The 17,086-nt window shown below is 64.5% G+C and carries 7 protein-coding genes; 2 read left to right on the top strand and 5 right to left on the bottom strand.

Going from position 1 to position 17,086, the window contains the following annotated elements:
• Positions 1-9 precede the first annotated feature (9 nt).
• Positions 10-1,983: a sensor histidine kinase gene (locus AC1DWQ_RS08340; protein WP_477669219.1), complete on the top strand. Its 1,974-nt coding sequence runs from the start codon at positions 10-12 to the stop codon at positions 1,981-1,983.
• 180 nt (positions 1,984-2,163) lie between these two features.
• Here the strand turns inward: AC1DWQ_RS08340 and AC1DWQ_RS08335 are convergent, their stop codons facing one another.
• Positions 2,164-9,405, bottom strand: coding sequence for a two-partner secretion domain-containing protein (locus tag AC1DWQ_RS08335; protein WP_477669218.1), 7,242 nt, complete (start codon positions 9,403-9,405; stop codon positions 2,164-2,166).
• A gap of 590 nt (positions 9,406-9,995) precedes the next feature.
• On the bottom strand, positions 9,996-12,614 hold the full coding sequence (locus tag AC1DWQ_RS08330) for a two-partner secretion domain-containing protein (protein WP_477669217.1): 2,619 nt from the start codon (positions 12,612-12,614) through the stop codon (positions 9,996-9,998).
• A gap of 456 nt (positions 12,615-13,070) precedes the next feature.
• Here AC1DWQ_RS08330 and AC1DWQ_RS08325 point away from each other — a divergent pair, with 456 nt between their 5' ends.
• A complete protein-coding gene (locus tag AC1DWQ_RS08325) occupies positions 13,071-13,565 on the top strand; it encodes a hypothetical protein (RefSeq protein WP_477669216.1) in 495 nt (164 codons plus the stop codon).
• Positions 13,566-13,580: 15 nt separating this feature from the next.
• Here AC1DWQ_RS08325 and AC1DWQ_RS08320 read toward each other — a convergent pair whose 3' ends face one another.
• The 3 genes from AC1DWQ_RS08320 to cbiB are packed head-to-tail and all read right to left on the bottom strand — an operon-like array spanning position 13,581 to position 17,082.
• Positions 13,581-15,035 (bottom strand): cobyric acid synthase, encoded by a 1,455-nt coding sequence (locus tag AC1DWQ_RS08320; RefSeq protein WP_477669215.1) that lies wholly within the window; start codon positions 15,033-15,035, stop codon positions 13,581-13,583.
• Positions 15,032-16,054 (bottom strand): aminotransferase class I/II-fold pyridoxal phosphate-dependent enzyme, encoded by a 1,023-nt coding sequence (locus AC1DWQ_RS08315; protein WP_477669214.1) that lies wholly within the window; start codon positions 16,052-16,054, stop codon positions 15,032-15,034. Before AC1DWQ_RS08315 ends, AC1DWQ_RS08320 begins: the two co-directional genes overlap by 4 nt.
• On the bottom strand, positions 16,051-17,082 hold the full coding sequence (gene cbiB / locus AC1DWQ_RS08310) for an adenosylcobinamide-phosphate synthase CbiB (protein WP_477669611.1): 1,032 nt from the start codon (positions 17,080-17,082) through the stop codon (positions 16,051-16,053). The genes AC1DWQ_RS08315 and cbiB overlap by 4 nt, the downstream gene beginning before the upstream one ends.
• Positions 17,083-17,086 lie beyond the last annotated feature (4 nt).

Below are 17,086 nucleotides of genomic sequence, written 5' to 3'. Positions count from 1 at the left end.
CCCGCGCGAATGCCTTTTCATCACCACCGCCTCCTGCGTTTTTCGCCCCGCATAGCCGTAGCGCTGCTGGCAGCGGCTGCGGTGCTGACGGGTCTTGTCGCCTGTGACTCTGCGGGCACCCGCGCGGGTGGCTCCCCCAACGCAGCGGCCCTGCATCTCACCCAGGCTGACTGGCAGGTGCAAACCGATGCGGGCTTCACCTCGCCACCGCTCACTCTCGACGGCCAAATCCTGCTGGACCGCTGGCAACCCGTTACGCTGCCGCATGCCCTGCCCATAGCGTTGCTGGGACAGGCCCGGGCTGCAGCATCCGCCAGCGTGGCCCCCGTCACACGCACCAGCTGGTTTCGACTGACCGTGCCGCAGGCCCCGGCATCGTCCACGCCACTGGCGCTGTATGCGGCCCGCGTGCGCACCGACGGCACCCTCGCGGTCTATGCCGACGGTCATCTGGTACACACCGCTCAGCAGCAAGGCCCGTTATGGAACAGCCCGCACACGCCGATGTGGGTGCTGCTGGAGAAATCACCGGACGGCCGGCTGCCGCACGAGATCACACTGCGCATCGAGCACACGGCTGCGACGCAGGTGGCGCTGTCATCACTGTGGCTGGGCCCGGTGGATGCCATCAGCTGGCGCTACCACGGCCGCCAATGGCTGCAGCAGGAATTGCCGGGCATGTTCAGCTCGGCTTTCCTCGCGGTCGGCATCTTCGCCTTGCTGGTGTGGTTGCGGCGCCGGCATGAGCCGGGCTATCTGCTGTTTTTTGTGCTGGCGGCCATGTCCTTCATGCGGGGCCTGCATTTTTATGTGAGCTTCCCGATTGCCAACGACTGGTTTGCCTGGTTCACCGTCAACTCGCTGTTCTGGCTGGTCACGGTGGTGCACTTTTCAATCGGCCTGCTGCACCGGCGCCAGCAACTGTGGCTGACGCGGGCACTGATCACCGCGTCCGTGCTGATGGCCCTGCTGACCCTGCCCCTGTGGTCGGCCCTGCCCAACACGCCGAGGACCACACCAGTGCTGTATGTGGTGGCCGCACTGATGGGCGTGAGCGTCAGCGTGGCGGGCGTCATCAACGCCTGGGGGCGCTCTCGCAGCGCCATGGTGGTGGCCATCGGGACGGTGCTGGCCACGCTCTTTAGCGCGACCGACTGGCTGGTACAGAACAATTTCATCAGCCCCGAAAACTGGTATCTGGGCCCGCATACCAACGCGATCACCTTCAGCGTCTTCGGTTATGTGATGTACCGCCGTTACACCGGCGCCATTGCGGAAGTCGAGCAGGTCAACGCCAGCCTGGCCGAGCGCCTGCGGGCACGCGAAGCCGAACTTGAAGCCAGCCACCGCAGCCTGCGCGAGATTGCCCAGCAGCAGATGCTGAGCGATGAACGCCAGCGCATGATGCAGGACATGCACGACGGCTTGGGCTCGACGCTGATCAGCGCCATCCGCTCCATCGAAGGCGGCGGCATGAGCGACGAACGCGTGACGCAGACCCTCAAGGACTGTATGGACGACCTGAAGCTCGCCATCGACTCGATGGAGCCGGTGGAGGCCGACCTGTTGCTGCTGCTGGCCACACTGCGTTTCCGGCTCGAACCCCGGCTGGAAGGCACCGGCGTCACGCTGCTGTGGGAAGTGCAGGTACTCCCCACGCTGGACTGGCTGAACCCTTCCAGCGCGCTGCACATCCTGCGCATCATCCAGGAAAGCGTGGCCAACATCCTGCGCCATACGCATGCGACCGAGATCCGCTTTAGCACTGCCATCGAAGGCGCCGGGGTGCAGGTCATCATCGAAGACAACGGCCAGGGCTTTGATGTCGACCAAGCCTTTGGCGACGCCGCGGGGAAAGGCCTGCAAAACCAGCGGCGCCGCGCGCAAACCATTGACGGCACGGTCAACTGGCAATCGGGGCCGGCGGGCACGCGCTTTACCTTGTGGCTTCCATTGGCCCCCACAGTCACTCACTCCGTGTAGTTCCTTGCCCCCCGAGGGGGCCGCCCGCCTGTGGCCCGGCAAAGCCGGTTCCACGGCTCATGCTGGTTGAAGAGTTCTGTGCGCACAAACGGGGGCCGCGGGACTGGCTTTGCCAGACCGCAGGCGCCGCCCCCTGAGGGGGGAACAGGCTACACGAAGTGAGGCTGGACGGGGGTGGGCTTATTCCTCGTTCGTGTTTCCGGCTTCGGCAGCGGCAGCTTTCAGGGCGTCACTGGGGTCTGCACCACCTCCCTGCGCGCCGCCACCGTCACCTGAAGCGCCAAGGCTCGCGATGTTCCGTAGCGCGCTCAGATAAGCGTCGCTTGCCGGGCTGCCGCCTGGCACTACCGGCACCGGTACAGGCGCTGCTACCGGGTTGATGGTCAGCACGCCGTCGACATAGGCCAGCGCGTAATTGCCGGCACTGTAGCCGCCGGGCGTAATGGCGTAGCTGCCCACAGCGCTCGCGCCTTGCGAACTGCCGCCGTAGGTCAGCGCGCCGCCCAGCACGGCAGCCGTTTCGCCGCCCACAAAGCCGCTGAAACTCACGCCGTTTCCGCCGGTATAGGCTGCGGCGCCCACGGTCCGGTTGTCATTGTTGGCCGTGACGCTCAGGTTGGCCTTGTTGATGTCGGCCGTCGCCGTGACGGGAGCCGCAGCCAGCTGGTAGTTGCTGGCCAGGCCGCCCGCGCCGTTGGCCAGGCCGTAAGTGGCGGTCACGGTCTTGCCGTTGGCGGCATTCGCGTCGGAGAAGTTGGCACCCGTGGAATTCAAGGTCAATAGCTCACCGTAGGCCAGGCCCGTCAGGGTGCCGACGTTGCCGAGGGTCGCTGTTGCGCTGCCATCGTAGGTTTTGTTGTTGGCCGCCATGCCTGTCACGCTCACCGTGGCTTTGCCCACCGTCAGGGTGCCGTTGGTGTACGCAATGCCGTAGCCCAGGGCTGAAGCCAGCGTGCCCTGGGTGATGGCGTGCGTGCCCGCGGAGGCCGCGGAACCCGTCGGCGCTGCCAGCACGCCGGCCAATGCGGTTGCAGCCGTGTCGCCGGCCACCAGCCCGGAATTCAGTGTGTACGTCAGGCCTGGGTCGGCCGCGCCATAGACCTTGGCCTGGTTGTCACCCGTGATGGTGAGCACCGGCGTCACGCTGTACACCATGCGGTTGCCGCTGAGCGAAGTCATGGATGCATCGGTGGGAGCATTGGCGGCGTAGGTACGGCTGAAAGCGTTGCCGGTGGAGGCAAAGCCGCCAAAGGTGTTGGCCGTCGGGTCGGTCGAATACACCAGGAAGCGGCCCGCGCCCGGGTTCAGCGGCGTGGCGCCGGCGTTGTTGATGAAGTTGCGCCCGGCGGCCAGCACCAGCGAATCATTGGCGGCACTGCCGGAAGTCACGGTGTTGTTCAGCGTGATGTCACCCGCAGCGCCGGTGGCGCGCACCAGCACCTTGCCGCTGGCAGTCAACCCTGCCGTGTTGACGGTGCCGACGGCCAGCGCGCCGGCCTGCGAGTAGTCGACGCTGCCGGTGTTGCCTGCCAGCGTGGTCACCGCGTTGCCTGCATTGTTCAGCGCATGGCTGCCGGTGCCCAGCAGTTCCAGGCCCGTAGCAGTGATCGCCGCGCTCTGTGTGCTGGTACCGGCGGTGTTCAGCGTGAGTTCGCTGGCCGTCAGCGCGCCGTTGATGGCGATGTTGCCGCCGGTCGTGATCAGCTTGAGCTTGTCCTGGCTGTTGCCGAACGCGCCGCCCACCGTGATGCCGGCATTCGAAGCCAGGCTGACGGTCTGGGCGGAACCCGCGTTGGTGCTCACGCTGAAGTTGCCGGTGTCGATGGCATTGGCGGCGGTGATGCTGATGTCACCGGCCGCGCCCGTGGTGCTCAGCACCTGCGCACCGCTCACGTTGGTACCCAGCGCGATGCCGTTTTGTGAGGACGCCGTCAGAGACGTCCCGCTGACGTTGTTCGCCGCGCCGTTGCCGTCGGTAATGGCACCGGCCGCGGCGCTGAGGCTGACCGAGCTGCTCGACACCGCCTTGACCGCCAGGCTGCCGGCCGTGGCCGTGACATTGACGCTGCCCGCCGCGAATATGTTTTCCAGCGTGCCGCCGTTGGCCAGGCTCAGGTTGACTTGCGAGGCGCCGCCTGCCGCCACCGCAGTGACGGACGCAGCGGAAATACCCACGGCGCTGGCGGGGCTGGTGCCCACACTGCCTGCGCCGCCGTCGAGGTAGACCGAGCCGCCCGCCGAATTGCTGATGTGCGGGGCCGCACCGCTGGCCACAATGCCCTGCGAGCCCTTGATGCGTACCGCCGCTGTGCCGGCGGTGGTACCCGTGGCCGTGCCGTCGCTAGTGATGCCGCTTGACGCCAGCGTGACCGTGCCGATGTTGTCGACGTCAATGCGGCCCGTACCGGTATTGGTGAGGGACGTGAGTGTGGTGTTGATGCCGTTGCGCAGCACGATATCGCCCGCGCCGCTATTGGTCGCCGTAAAAGCGCCGATCTGGTTGGCAGCCAGGTTGAGATTGATGCCCCCCACACCGCTGCCGGTGAAACTGCTGGCAACAATGGCCTGGGTCTGCGCGATGGCGCCGTTCAGGTTGGTGAGCGCGGTGGGGTTGCCGCCCGAGTTGATGCCGGCGTACCCGTCAACCGTGCCAACCGTGAGCGGCGCAGCCTTGCTGCTGGTAACGGCGAATGCGCCGGTGGTAGAGCGCCCGCTGATTTCGTCGATCTGGTTGCCGGCGTTGGTCAGGGTCACGGAGGAACCTACCGCGTTGAGCTTGCCCACACTGATTGCTCCCGTCTGGCTGATGCTGCCGGCATTGAGCAGGCTGATGACCGGCAAAGGCCCTGGCGCAGCCGTGATGGGGCCAGCGATCTCAATACCGCCTGTGCTCGTCAGGGTGCCAATCTGCAACACACCGGCCGTGATTAAGCCCAACTCAGAGGCCGCCAAATTCAGTGTCATGGCTTCAATACCCCCCACACCTGACTCGAGCTTGATCTCCCGGTTGGAGGTAAAAGGTGCAATCACCACCCGGCCGGCCCCTGCATTGACCGCACTGAGAATCTCGACCCGGTTGCCAATAATCTGGATTTCGCCGCCACTGCTGGCGACCGTCGTACCGCCGAGATAGACATCACGGGCAGCCACAGGCGCTGGCGCAGGCACGCCGGAGCCACGCAAGACGATGTTCGCGCCATTGGAGTTGATGGTGCCGCCCTCCATGCGTAAAGCGCTGTTGCCTGAAGCGGAGTTGGCACTCATGGCGCCAGTAATATCTATTGCGCCTGTAGAGCTGATGATGGGGCTGGCACCGGGGCTGGAGGCGACGATGGATGTGCCAATGACGTTGGTGGCAGTCGTCGAAGAGTTGACGGTGCCCACAATGGTCAAACCACCCGTGCCGGCGAGCAGCTCTGCTGCCCCATCGATCAATATACCGGTGCCCGAGGAACCGCCCACGGTCGCCGTACCGGTGAGCGTGATTTTCTTGCTGGCGCCGGACTGCACCTTGCCGCTGACATGCAGGCCCGTTCCGGCAAAGATGGATGGATTGTTCAGCGTGCCGGTGAACGCAATGTCTCCACCTGTGCTAGAGACCTCCGCCCCGCCAGCCAACTGCAAACCCTCGCTGGTGGCCAGTGAACTGGTGCCGACCCGGCCCGTGATGCTGATGTTGCCGGCCCCGGTAACTTTCGCGCCCGAATCCAGGCGCACGCCGCGTGAAACCTGCGCCAAACCGGACGGCACGCCCGCGTTGCCCGAAATGGTGATCGTTCCGTTGCCTGCGGTGATGTTGGAATTGGTAATGACCACGCCGCCCGCCGAGCCGCCGGTGGCGCTGGCGCCGCCGCTCGTCAAGTCGCCGTTGATGGTGATGTTGCCTGTGCCGGTGGTAGTAACGTTCGATTGGGTAGCGCCGTTGTTCACGATCTCCAGCGAATGCGTAGTGCTGGCGCCTGCCGCGCTGAGCACGACGTTGCCGCCGGCCGCACTGACCTTGCTGCCCAGCACCTGGATGCTGCCATTGGCCGCTGCCAGGCTGACGTTGCCGCCCACGACGCTGTTCTGTATGCCATCGCCCTGCCCCAGGTCTGTTACCACCAGCGTGCCCGTGCCGGTGTGCGACAGTGCAATATGGCCGCCGACTGAATTGATGGCGCTCAGGCGCGCCGCATCAATAGCCGCTGCACCGCCGATGCCATTGCCTATGCCGCCTGCCGCCGTCAGCATCAGGTCACCCGTTCGCAGCGTGGCGCCGGTCTGCACGTTGATGGCGCCGCCCGAAGTGACGCTCAAGCTGGTCAGCGCCGTGGTGGCGCCCACCGACGCATTGAAATTGGTGGCCCCGGCGCTCGTGGTGCTCAGTGCGTTCGCGCCATCGACCGTGTTGGCGAATGTGATACCGCCGGCGGTGCTGACCAGGCTGACGGTGCCGGCAACCGTTACCGCGCTGTTGAAGGTTTGTGCGCCGCCCGTCTGCAGCGTACCGCCGAACAGGTTGATGCCGCCGCCCGCCGTCAGCGCGAGTCCGCCGCTGAAGGTTTGTGTGCCCAGGTTGATGATCCCGGTGTCTTTGATCAGCGTCAGGGTGCCGGAGTAGCTGGGCGTGGTGGGAAAGGCAAAACCGCTGCCATAACGGAAGGCCATGTCTCTGACGCTGCCACTGCCGTTCACCGTCACGCCACCGACGAAGGTGTTGGCCGAAGTGCCCAGCAGCACGTCCTTGCTGCTGCCGTTGAGCGTGAACGTGGAAGCACCCGTCACATTCAATGCGCCGGCCTGCGAAATGGAGCCGGTGCTGGAAGTCGCCGTCAGGCTGCCGCCCACGGTGGATGGGCCCAGCACCAGGTCGTTCACATTCCGGATGGTCACTGCATTGACGCCGGAATTATTGAGCCCAACCGCACCCGTGAAATTGTTGCCCGCGTTGCTCAGGTTTATCACGCCGGCGCCGCCGTTGATGGTTACCGCACCCGCGCCGGCGGCCTGCGTGATCGCGCCCGTCTGCGCGATGTTGTTGCCGCTCAGGCTCAGCGTGCCGCTGCCGACAGACACAGTGCCCAGGGTCAGCGCACCGCCCGCATTGTTGATCGCGACGTTGCTTGCACCGGAATTGGTAACGCTGACCGCACCGGTGAAATTGTTGGCGCCTGTCAGGCTGACCTGGCCCACGCCGGCATTGACGGTCGTCGTGCCGCCCGCGATCAGGACGCCGGCGGTTTGCTGAACGCCGGTATTGTTTGCAATGAGCGTCAGGTTGCCCGTCGCCGTGAGGTCCCGGTTGATGTTCAGGCCGCTCGTTGCAGTCAGGCTGAGGTTGTTGGCGCTCAAGGCGCCGCCCAGGGAGAGAGAGCCGCCCGACAAGGTCAGGTTGCTTGGGCCGGTGTTCAGGGCGCCCAGCGTCGTTAGCGTGCCGCCACTGGCCGCCAGGCTGACGTTCTGGTTGGCGCCCGTCAGGGTCAGGGCATTGAGGTTGAGGCTGCCAGTCGCGCTGACGTTCACGTCCTGGGCTGCCGTAATGGAAGCGTTGCCAATGGCTGAGGCACTCAAAAAGTCGACCTGGCCACCTCCGCCTGTCCCCAGGGCGGTCAGGTTGAGCGTGCCTATGGCATTGGAGAAGCTGTTGATGCGTATTCGCCCATTGCCCGTGTTGCCCGCAGATGCGGTGAAGCTGCCGCCGGGCGCAGTCATGGTGGCATTGACGGCGCCGGCATTTCCCCGAATGTTGGTACCCGCGTACAGGTCAAAGGAGCTGGCCTGCCAGTCCACGCCGCTATTCATGACCACTTCACCCGTGGTGGCTCGCAGCTTTAAACTGCCGGCAAAGATTTGCCCCAGGCCGTCGGTGCCGCCGATGCTGCCGTCGGCCGTCATGTCCAGCGCACCGCCGTTCAGGTTCAGGGTTCCCGTGCCGGTGATATCGCCGGCAGCGTTGGCCGTCACAGAAAGAGTTGTGGAAGGCCCGCCCACACCGATATTGCCGTTGAGGAGGATGTTGCGCCCGGCGGTCATGGTCATACCGGCCGCGCCTGCATTGGTTTTGGTGATGTTCGCGCCGGTATTGATGTTGATGTCGCGTTCGGCAGTCAGCGTGAAGGTGTTGTTGTCCGTCCGGTTGATCGCCTGGTTGACGTGGATGTCGCCGTTGCCGCCGGCCGTGCCCATGGTGGCGGTCTGGATTTCAAAGTTGCCGCCAGTCAAAGCGGCCGCGACGGCAGCAGCCGTCATGTTGCCCGTGGCGGAGATGGTGAAATCGTTGGGGTCTATCAGCCATTTACCGGTGTTGCCGGCTGAAGCCAGCGTGGTGACCCTGGCGCTGTCGGCCACCTTCACATGCGCGGCGCTGGTTTCGACAAAGCCGCCATTGCCGCCATCGGGGGCAGAAGCATCGAGCGTGCCGCCGACATTGACCGTGCCCGTTTCCATATCGCCCATCAACAGGATGCGGCCGGCCTTGTTCTGCAGGGTTTTGGCTTCAATGACACCGGTGTTGTTCACCGTCGCCGTGGTCAGCTGGTCCATGGCTTTTGCGGACAGCAGCACCTGCCCGCCATTCGCCTGGATCAGCAGCTTGTTTTCGGCCAAGGCATTGATCGCGCCCTGGTCGATGCTGTAGCCCAGCAAATTGCCGTTGTCCAGGTTCAGGGTGATTTTGTTGCCGGCCGCGAGCAATGCGGTTCCCAGGCTGGCGGCGATCACGCCTTCGTTGCGTACCTCGGGCGCCAGCAAGGCCACATAGCCGCCCGTGGCGGCCGTCAGCGTGCCCTTGTTGGTAACCTTGCCCGCGCTGCTGCCGGTGCCAGCTTGGCCGGGGTCTGTGCCAAACGTGGTGCTGCCGGCCATGAAGTCGGCGTTGCTCATGGAAAGCGTCGAAGCCACGAGGCCGCCGACATTGACCTGAGACCCCGCGCCAAACAGCACGCCGTTCGGGTTGAGGATGAACACCTGGCCATTAGCCGTAAGGCTGCCCAGGAATTCGCTCGGGCTGCTGCCGGTAATGCGGTTCAGCGCGATGGCCTGCGCATTGGGCTGGTTGAACACCAGCGCCTCATTGGCTGCGGTGGAAAGATGCGTCCAGTCGATCGCCAGACGCTGGCTGGCCTGATTGATCGTGGTGGTGGCGCCGCTGGTGCTGACGTTGCCGCTGCCCACCACCACGGTGGAATTCAGCGCATCGGCGGCATGCACCTGCAAGTTAAAGACGGACATCGCCAGCAGCATGACCACGGCGGCGCGGCACCGTGCATGCAGGACAAAAACGAAGCCCTCACGGGGGCCGACGGAAGCAACTTCAACACCGCCGCGCGCGGAGCCGCCCCTGCTTCGGCCTCTGGCGGTTTCAGCCACAGCCACCCACAGGCCCAGCGCTGCGTTCCAGACAAGGCGGTAGATGCGGTTGATGCTGGCGTGACTTTTCATGGGAGTCTTTTCGGAAGGTCAGGAAATCCGGCTACCGCCTGGGCGAGCGGTGGAAAAAAGACGAGCAGCCAGCTCGCGCATGTAACCATAAGTATCCACCAATTGAACGTCCGGATGTATGGTTAAAAGGCGGCGTGTGGCATTTCGGAACACCGGCCTGGCCATGCGGGCACAGGGCCCCACTGGCAAAAAATTTTGCTATGCTTTTAATAGCTTCTTGCGCCCGTCTGCATTGCCTTACAGGCACTTTTAATGCTAAAAAAATAGCCAAAATTGCCTGAAAAGCAGTTTTTCACCGTTTTTCCGGCCCCATTGGGTTCGTTAGATGCAAAAAAGGCATTTTTTGGTCGATTTTTAAGCATGAAACCAGGACTTCAGGCAATACAGACGGGCGCAAGCAGCTATCAAAACAATAGCATTCAGAGCTATGCGTACAGCGCTCGACGGCACGGCGGCCTGGCAGTCAGCGCCTGTACCTGAAAAGCCCCACGCTTTTCACTTTGTGTAATGCGCTGCCCCTCCCAATGGGGCGCTGCGCCTGCGGCCCCTGCTGGTCTGAAGCCAAGGAAGCCGCTGCATGCGCTTGAGAGTTACTCGTTCTCGCCCGTGCTGCCGGCTTCGGCAGCGGCTGCCCTCAGGGCATCGACCTGCGCATCGGGGCTGGGGCCGATGCGGGGGTTCGCGGAGCGGTTCACGCCGGCCAGGTAGATCATCGCGCTGCGGTAGGCCTCGTCGATCAGGAAGTTGCCACCCGAAATCGTCAGCGTGCCACCCGTGATGTCATAGCCTTCCTGGCCCGACCAGGCGAAGTAGCTGCCGGGGTTGGTGCCGCTGGCGGCCGTGACGCCCGGCGCACCGGCGCCCGACTGCTGCGCACCGTTGTAGGCCACGCTGGTGTCGGGCAGCGTGAGCGGCTGCAGAAAGCTGCGCAGCAGCGGGCCGGTCTGGCCTTCATAAATGCGCCACGAGGCCGTGGAGCCGCCTTGGGTGGTGATGTCCCAGCCGGTGAAGGTGGCCGCCTGCATCATCTGTGCGGTGGTCTTGCCGGTGCCGCCTGCGCTGCTGCCCTGGCCGGACGTGTTGACGTCCCAATAGCTGTTGTTTGTCGCGGCCGTTCCGACCTGTTCGGCCACCAGCCCGCCTGCCATACCGGTAGCAGTGACGCGGCCGGTGCTGTAGGCGCGCGTGATGATGCCGTCCAGCGAGCTGCCGACCAGCCCGCCCACCTTGTCGTCGCCACTCACGGCGCCGCTGGCGTACGCGTCGGTGATGCCGCCCTGGCTGAGTTCGCCCACCAGGCCGCCAACCTCGTCAATGCCCTGCACCGTTGCCGTGCTGTAGACATTGCTGAAGGTGGTGCAGCAGCCCTGCCCCGCGATGGCGCCCACAAAGTCGGCGCCGGTGATGCTGCCGCCCACCAGCCCGAGGTTCTGGATGCTGGTGCTCTGCGTAAGGCCGAACAGGCCCACGAAGTTGTCGCCCGGACGGTTGATAAAGAGGTTGCGTATCTTGTGGTTGAGGCCGTCGAAGCGGCCCTCAAAAATACCTGGTGCGCCAACGCCACCCAGGGTATCGAAACCCGCGCCGGCGTTCCAGTTCACCGTGTCGCTCGCGTCGATGTCGGCGCCCAGCACGTAGTTGCCGGTGGGATTGCCGTTGATGCCCTGCAGGTCGGTGCCGGTGGTGCTGCCTGCCACGCCCAGGCTGGTGATGACTTTGTACGGGTCCGTGACGCCGTCGCTGCCCAGCCGGGTGCTGAAGTTGTCGCCAGCCCGCAGGTTGACCGGCGCGCGCACGTTGTACGTTGCAGTGTTCCCCGCATTGATGGCGCCCAGCCCGTATTCCAGTGCCAGCTTCCCGTTGGCGTGCTGCGAGGTGATGGACGCGTTGATGTTGATATTGCGCCAGGCGCTCAAGGTCAGCGTGGTGCCCGCGTTCCAGGTGAAGGCCGCGTTGACGTGGATGTCGCCGTTATCCGTGCCGCCTGCATTGTTGGTCGCCAGCGCCACATTGCCCAGGTTGAGGCTGGCGGCCAGGGTGCCCGCGCCTATGCCGCTGCCGGTCAGCGCACCGCTGCCCGCGGCGATGGTGAAGTCGGTCGGGTCTATCAGCCATGTGCCGTGGTTGCCGCCACCGCCTGCAGAGGCCAGCGTGGTGATGACAGCGCCGTCGGCCACCTTGACGTGTGCCGCGGACGTTTCGACAAAGCCGCCGTCACCGCCCGTGGGGGCCGATGCATCCAGCGTGCCGCCTGCGTTCACCGTGCCGGTGTCCATGTCGCCCATCAGCAGGATACGGCCGGCCTTGTTCTGCAGGGTTTTGGCTTCGATGATTCCGGTGTTGTTCACCGTGGCCGTGGTCAAGCTGTCCATGGCTTTCGCGGAAAGCAGTACTTGCCCGCCGTTCGCCTGGATCAAATGTTTGTTCTCGGCCAGCGCGTTAATGGCGCCCTGGTCGATGCTGTAGCCCAGCAGGCTGCCGTTATCAATGTTCAGCGTGACCTTGTTGCCTGCGGCCAGAAGTGCAGTGCCCAGCGATGCCGTCATCACGCCTTCATTGCGTACTTCGGGCGCCAGCAAGGCGAGGTAGCCACCCTGCCCCGCGTTCAGCGTGCCCTGGTTGACAACCGAGCCGACCGAGCCTGTGAACACATGGTTGCCGGACATGAAGTCGGCATTGCTCATGCCCAAGGTTGAAGCCACCAGTCCGCCCACGTTGACCTGGCTGCCCGCACCAAACAGCACGCCGTTCGGGTTGAGGATGAACACCTGGCCGTTGGCCGTGAGGCTGCCAAGCAGTTCGCTCGGGCTGCTGCCGGTGATGCGGTTCAGCGCAATGGCCTGGGCGTTGGGCTGGTTGAACACCAGCGCTTCATTGGCACGGGTAGACAGGCTGGTCCAGTCAATCGCCACGCGCTGGCTGGACTGGTTGATGGTGGTGGTGTTGCCCACCGTGGCCAGGCTGGCGGCGCCCGCAGACACGCTGGCGCTGGCGGCGTCTGCGGCCCGGGCCTGCTGGGCACCTCCGGCAAGCAGGAGCAATGCAGCGCTGCAGGCGGCGTTGAGTGTGAAGCCGCCCGTTGGCCTGGCACAGCGTCGGGCGCCACTCTTGCTGCGGCCCCTGGCGTTTTCGGCAACCGCTATCCACAGGCTTGACACTGCGTTCCAGACGAAGCGGTAAATGCGGTTGATGCCGGCATGGCTTTTCATCTGTAGCCTTTCGGGACAGGACGGGCGGCAATGCCCACAGGATATCTCTTTTCCTGCCGGCGATGGCCTGCCATCTGGGGCCACAGGCCCATGCGCCGCGCATGACAAATGCCATATTACGACGCCCCGGACCGGCGCGATAGCCTGGGTTTCGCGCATGGCGCAGCCCTGGGAGCCCTACTTGCTACAGTTTTGATAGCTGCTCGCGCTCGTCCTTGCTGCGCTACAGCCTGATTTTGCTGTAAAACTCAAGAATTGCGGCCGAACAGCCCTGCGCGAGTTACCTGCAGGGGGCGGGGCCGCCAGGGTCCAAGCCCCTGTCCGCTATGATTTTTATAGCTGCTTGCGCCCATCCCCATTGGGCTCAGGGCTTTTTTTCTTAAGAAATAACACCTGGCGACAAAGGGATGGCTCGGCGCAGGGGAAGTCACGTTGTGGCCTCTTCATAATCACCCCATGAAGTTTTCACACAGCTATCCCCATTCCATGGCCAGGAGCCACCCCTTGCGCAAATTCACCGGTTTGGCCCTTGCCACCTTGTTCTGCGGCCTCGCCGCTGCGCAGACGGCCAAGCCCACACCGCCCGCCCCTGCGTCAGTACCCTCGCCCCAACCCCTCGTTGGCACCTGGAGCTGGACGCTGGCAGGAAAAGCCTGCACCGAAACCTGGCAATACAGCGCCAAGGGCACCCGGCTTAACACCAGCGGCGAAGAAGTCACGCGAGGCGACTACGAAATATCCGCAGCGCCGAGTGCGCAGGGGTTTTACCGGCTCACCGACACCGTGACCGACAGCAATGGCAAGCGGGACTGCTCAGGCGACCTGCATGAAGCGTCGGACCCGCCGGTCGTGCGGTTCATCCAGTTCAGCCCCAAACAGGATCAGCTCATAGTGTGCAAGGAAGAGTCGCTGCAGGCCTGCTTCGGGCCCTTGAAGCGGATGCCGGGCTAGCGCCCTTGCGAGCGCTCAGCGGCCGCTGATCAGCGACTGCAAAACACCGGGGGTGAAATGCTCGCCGATGTAATCGGCCAGGCCGTCGAACACCGAGTCCAGCGTGGGCACCGTGGCGCCAAACAGCGCCTGCAGCACCGCCGGGTCTTCAAACATGCCGTGCAGGTACAGGCCCAGCACATTGCCGCGAATGTTCTGCCAGGCCAGGCCGTCGGCCATTACCGCGCTGGCCGTATCGCCCGCAGCGGCCAGCGCCGGGTGCTGCGCGGTCTGGCCGTGGTGGATTTCATAGCCCTGCAGGGCCACGCCTGACAAGGCTGCCCAGGCGCCATCTACCTCACCGAAGCGGGCTTGCCGCTGCCGCACCGTTTTATCTTCTTCAAACACGGTGACCACCGGCAGCAGGCCCAGCCCCGGCGCGTTGCCGTCTATGCCATGCGGGTCAATCAGCGCCTCCCCCAGCATCTGCAGCCCACCGCAAATGCCCAGCACCGCACCGCCCTGCCCTGCGTGGGCGGCAATGGCCAGGTCCAGCCCCTGCGCGCGCAGCCAGGCCAGGTCGCCGCTGGTGTGCTTGGAGCCAGGCAGGACAATCCAGTCGGCGCCGGCCAGGTCGACCGGGCTGCGCACCCATTTCAAGCGTACGCCCGGCACGTTTTTGAGAGGCTGGAATTCATCGAGGTTGCTGATGCGCGGATAGGCGATCACGGCAACCGTGGTGGAGACTTCCCCTGCCGCGGTACTGCGGTCGTCAAATACACCGTCTTCTTCGGGCAAGCCGTGTTGCCACCACATCGGCAACGTGGCCACCGTGGGGATGCCGGTCATGTCCTGCAGCATTTGTGGGCCGGGCGCCAGCAGTTTGGCGTCGCCGCGAAATTTGTTGAGCACAAAGCCCTTGATGAGTTTGCGTTCGGCTTCGTCCAGCATGGCCCAGGTGCCATACAGGTGGGCAAAGGCGCCGCCGCGGTCAATGTCGGTTACCAGCAGGCAGGCCGCATTGGCATGCTGCGCAGCGCGCATGTTGACGATGTCGCTGGACTTGAGGTTGATCTCGGCCGGCGAGCCCGCACCCTCCATCACCACCACGTCGTTTTCGGCGATCAACTCATCGAGCGCCTGCGACACCACCGGCCAGACCGAGGCACTGCGGCCGCGCCATTCCATGCGGGAGAGTTCGGGGTTGACCTGGCCCATCAACACGACCTGGCTTTGTGTGTCTTTTTCGGGCTTGAGCAGCAAGGGATTCATGCGCACGTCAGGCACCGCGTTGGCGGCGAGTGACTGGAAGTATTGAGCGGAGCCGATCTCACCCTGCGCTACGACCCTTGCGTTGTTGCTCATGTTCTGCGCCTTGAAGGGCGCTACTTTCAAACCCTGGCGCGCGTAGTAACGGCACAGCGCTGTCGTCAGCCAGCTTTTACCGGCGCCGCTGGTAGTGCCCAGCACCATGACACTTTTTGCACTCATGAATTTGTCCTGGAGAGTTGTTGCCACGCGTTGTGCAGGGCATCCTGCGCGGCTGGCGGCTGCACGCCCAGGCGCATATGGCCGGGCAAACCGAATGATGTCGTGTCGCGCAGCTTGATGCTTTGGGCGCGCAGTGCTGACAGCGCCTGCTGCAAGCTCAGGCCTTCGGGCAAGGCCGGTTGGGCGCAGAAGAAATTAGCGTCGCTGGGCAGGCAGTGCCAGCTCAATGATTCGCACAAACTGATCTGCCGGGCTTTCCATTCGCGCAAAGTATTGAGGCTGCCGGCGAGCCAGTCCTGCGCCTCTTTGCTCACCCAGGCTTGCAGCATGGCCTCGCCATGCGCGCCCACCGGCCACGAGGGGCAAAGCTGCTCCAGCGCGGCTACGCTGTCTTCTTGTTCCCCAGGCGCGATGACATAGGCCGCGCGCACGCCGGTCAGTCCCAGCGCCTTGTTGGGCGTCCACAGCTGCCAGATGGTTTGCAGTTGCTGCGGCGTGAGCGTAGGCGCAGCGCTGAGCCGCAGGGGCTCGTAAGCGCGGTCCAGCACGACGAGGGCCGACACTTCCTGACCTTCAACCAGCTCACCCAGGCCGCGATGTGCAGCACCCAACGGGCTGGAAGGCTCGCAGGCCCAGAGCAACTGCGCATCGTGCTGCTGGCTTGCCACCACCAGGCCATGCGCAACAGCCGCCTGCGCATAGTCGCCATAACTGTGCGGCGGCAGCCACACCGCGCGTGCGCCCTGCTGCGCGGCCAGGGTGGTCATGCGAAAGATGAATTCGCTGGCGCTGGCCGCCAGCAATACACGCGCCTCATCGACACGGTGAAAGGCCGCCAGTTGCCTGCGCAACTGCGTGTAGCCGGCGTCGGGGTAACGGGTGGCGTCAGCCTGGCGGACGGCAGCCAGCGCTGCAGGACAAGGCCCGCAGGCATTGCTGTTGGTGGAAAAGTCGTATAGCGGCACGCCCAGTGCGTCAGACCCACCGTGAATGCGCGTGGTGACCAAGCTGGTGTTCATGCCGATGCCACCAGCGCCATCAACAGCATCGCCAGGGCGGCAACCAAGGTCTGGGAGAACACCGCCTTCGAGGCCAGGGTTTGGGCCAGGGCCGTGTCCGATGCTTCAGGTGGCCGCCCTTGGGGGTTCAAGGTATATACGCCCGGCTTGCCGAGCGAGATACCCAGCGCCAACGCCATGGCTGCCATGGGCCAGCCGCTGTTGGGCGACGGGGTCTTGCAGGCTTCTTCGCGCAATGCCTTGAGCTTCAGCCCTCTTGCCGCCAACGCCAGCAACAGTGCCGTCAGGCGCGCCGGCAGCCAGGAGAGAACGTCGTCCGCGCGTGCCGCCCACTTGCCGGCCCATTCCCAATTTTTGCCACGGTAGGTGCCGCGGTAACCCCACATGGCGTCTGCCGTATTGGCAAAGCGGTACATGGCCGCTCCCGGCAAACCCAGCAACGCAAACCAGAAAACCGGGGCCACCACAGAGTCATTGAGGTTTTCAGCCAGCGACTCGATCGCGCTTTCCCGCACCTGGCTTTCAGTGAGCTGGGCGGTGTCGCGGCTTACCAGCCAGGAGAGGCGCTCCCGCCCTGCTTCCAGCGACTGGCCCAACGCCAGTTCGACCGCGCCGACTTCTTCGCGCAGCATGCGCCATGACAGCATGCATTTGAGCAACCAGGCCATCGGCACGGCCAGCAGAGCAGTGTCGATGGCGGCGCCCCAGGTAGGCGCCTCGACGTAGCCCGCCAGCTGCCAGAACACCAGTGCCTGCACCCCCCAGGCTGCTGCGCCCACCAATGCCACACCCACCCACCAGGCCAGTGTGCCGAGGAAAAAAGCCGGCCCGGGCGGGCAGCGCACGGTAATGCTTCCGCAGGCCCGAAGGTAGTTTCCCATCCAGACCACCGGATGCACACCTGTAGGTGGCTCACCGAAAGATTTGTCTACCCACAAAGCCAGCAACAGCACCACACCGAGCACGCACGCCGTGTACCCTGCCATGGAAGCAGGAACGGCAAAGGCATGAAAACTGGCCCACTGCATAAAC

It is taken from the genome of Polaromonas sp. P2_G11 (assembly GCF_056403595.1).
Note: the sequence above shows the minus strand (reverse complement) of the source record. Positions and strands in the feature narration are given on the sequence as shown.

What these genes read in the sequence shown, in the direction of transcription:
- AC1DWQ_RS08315 (WP_477669214.1), bottom strand. Translation starts at nt 16,054, where the DNA reads ATGAACACCAGCTTGGTCACCACGCGCATTCACGGTGGGTCTGACGCA.
- AC1DWQ_RS08325 (WP_477669216.1), top strand. Translation starts at nt 13,071, where the DNA reads ATGAAGTTTTCACACAGCTATCCCCATTCCATGGCCAGGAGCCACCCC.
- AC1DWQ_RS08335 (WP_477669218.1), bottom strand. Translation starts at nt 9,405, where the DNA reads ATGAAAAGTCACGCCAGCATCAACCGCATCTACCGCCTTGTCTGGAAC.
- cbiB (WP_477669611.1), bottom strand. Translation starts at nt 17,082, where the DNA reads ATGCAGTGGGCCAGTTTTCATGCCTTTGCCGTTCCTGCTTCCATGGCA.
- AC1DWQ_RS08330 (WP_477669217.1), bottom strand. Translation starts at nt 12,614, where the DNA reads ATGAAAAGCCATGCCGGCATCAACCGCATTTACCGCTTCGTCTGGAAC.
- AC1DWQ_RS08340 (WP_477669219.1), top strand. Translation starts at nt 10, where the DNA reads ATGCCTTTTCATCACCACCGCCTCCTGCGTTTTTCGCCCCGCATAGCC.
- AC1DWQ_RS08320 (WP_477669215.1), bottom strand. Translation starts at nt 15,035, where the DNA reads ATGAGTGCAAAAAGTGTCATGGTGCTGGGCACTACCAGCGGCGCCGGT.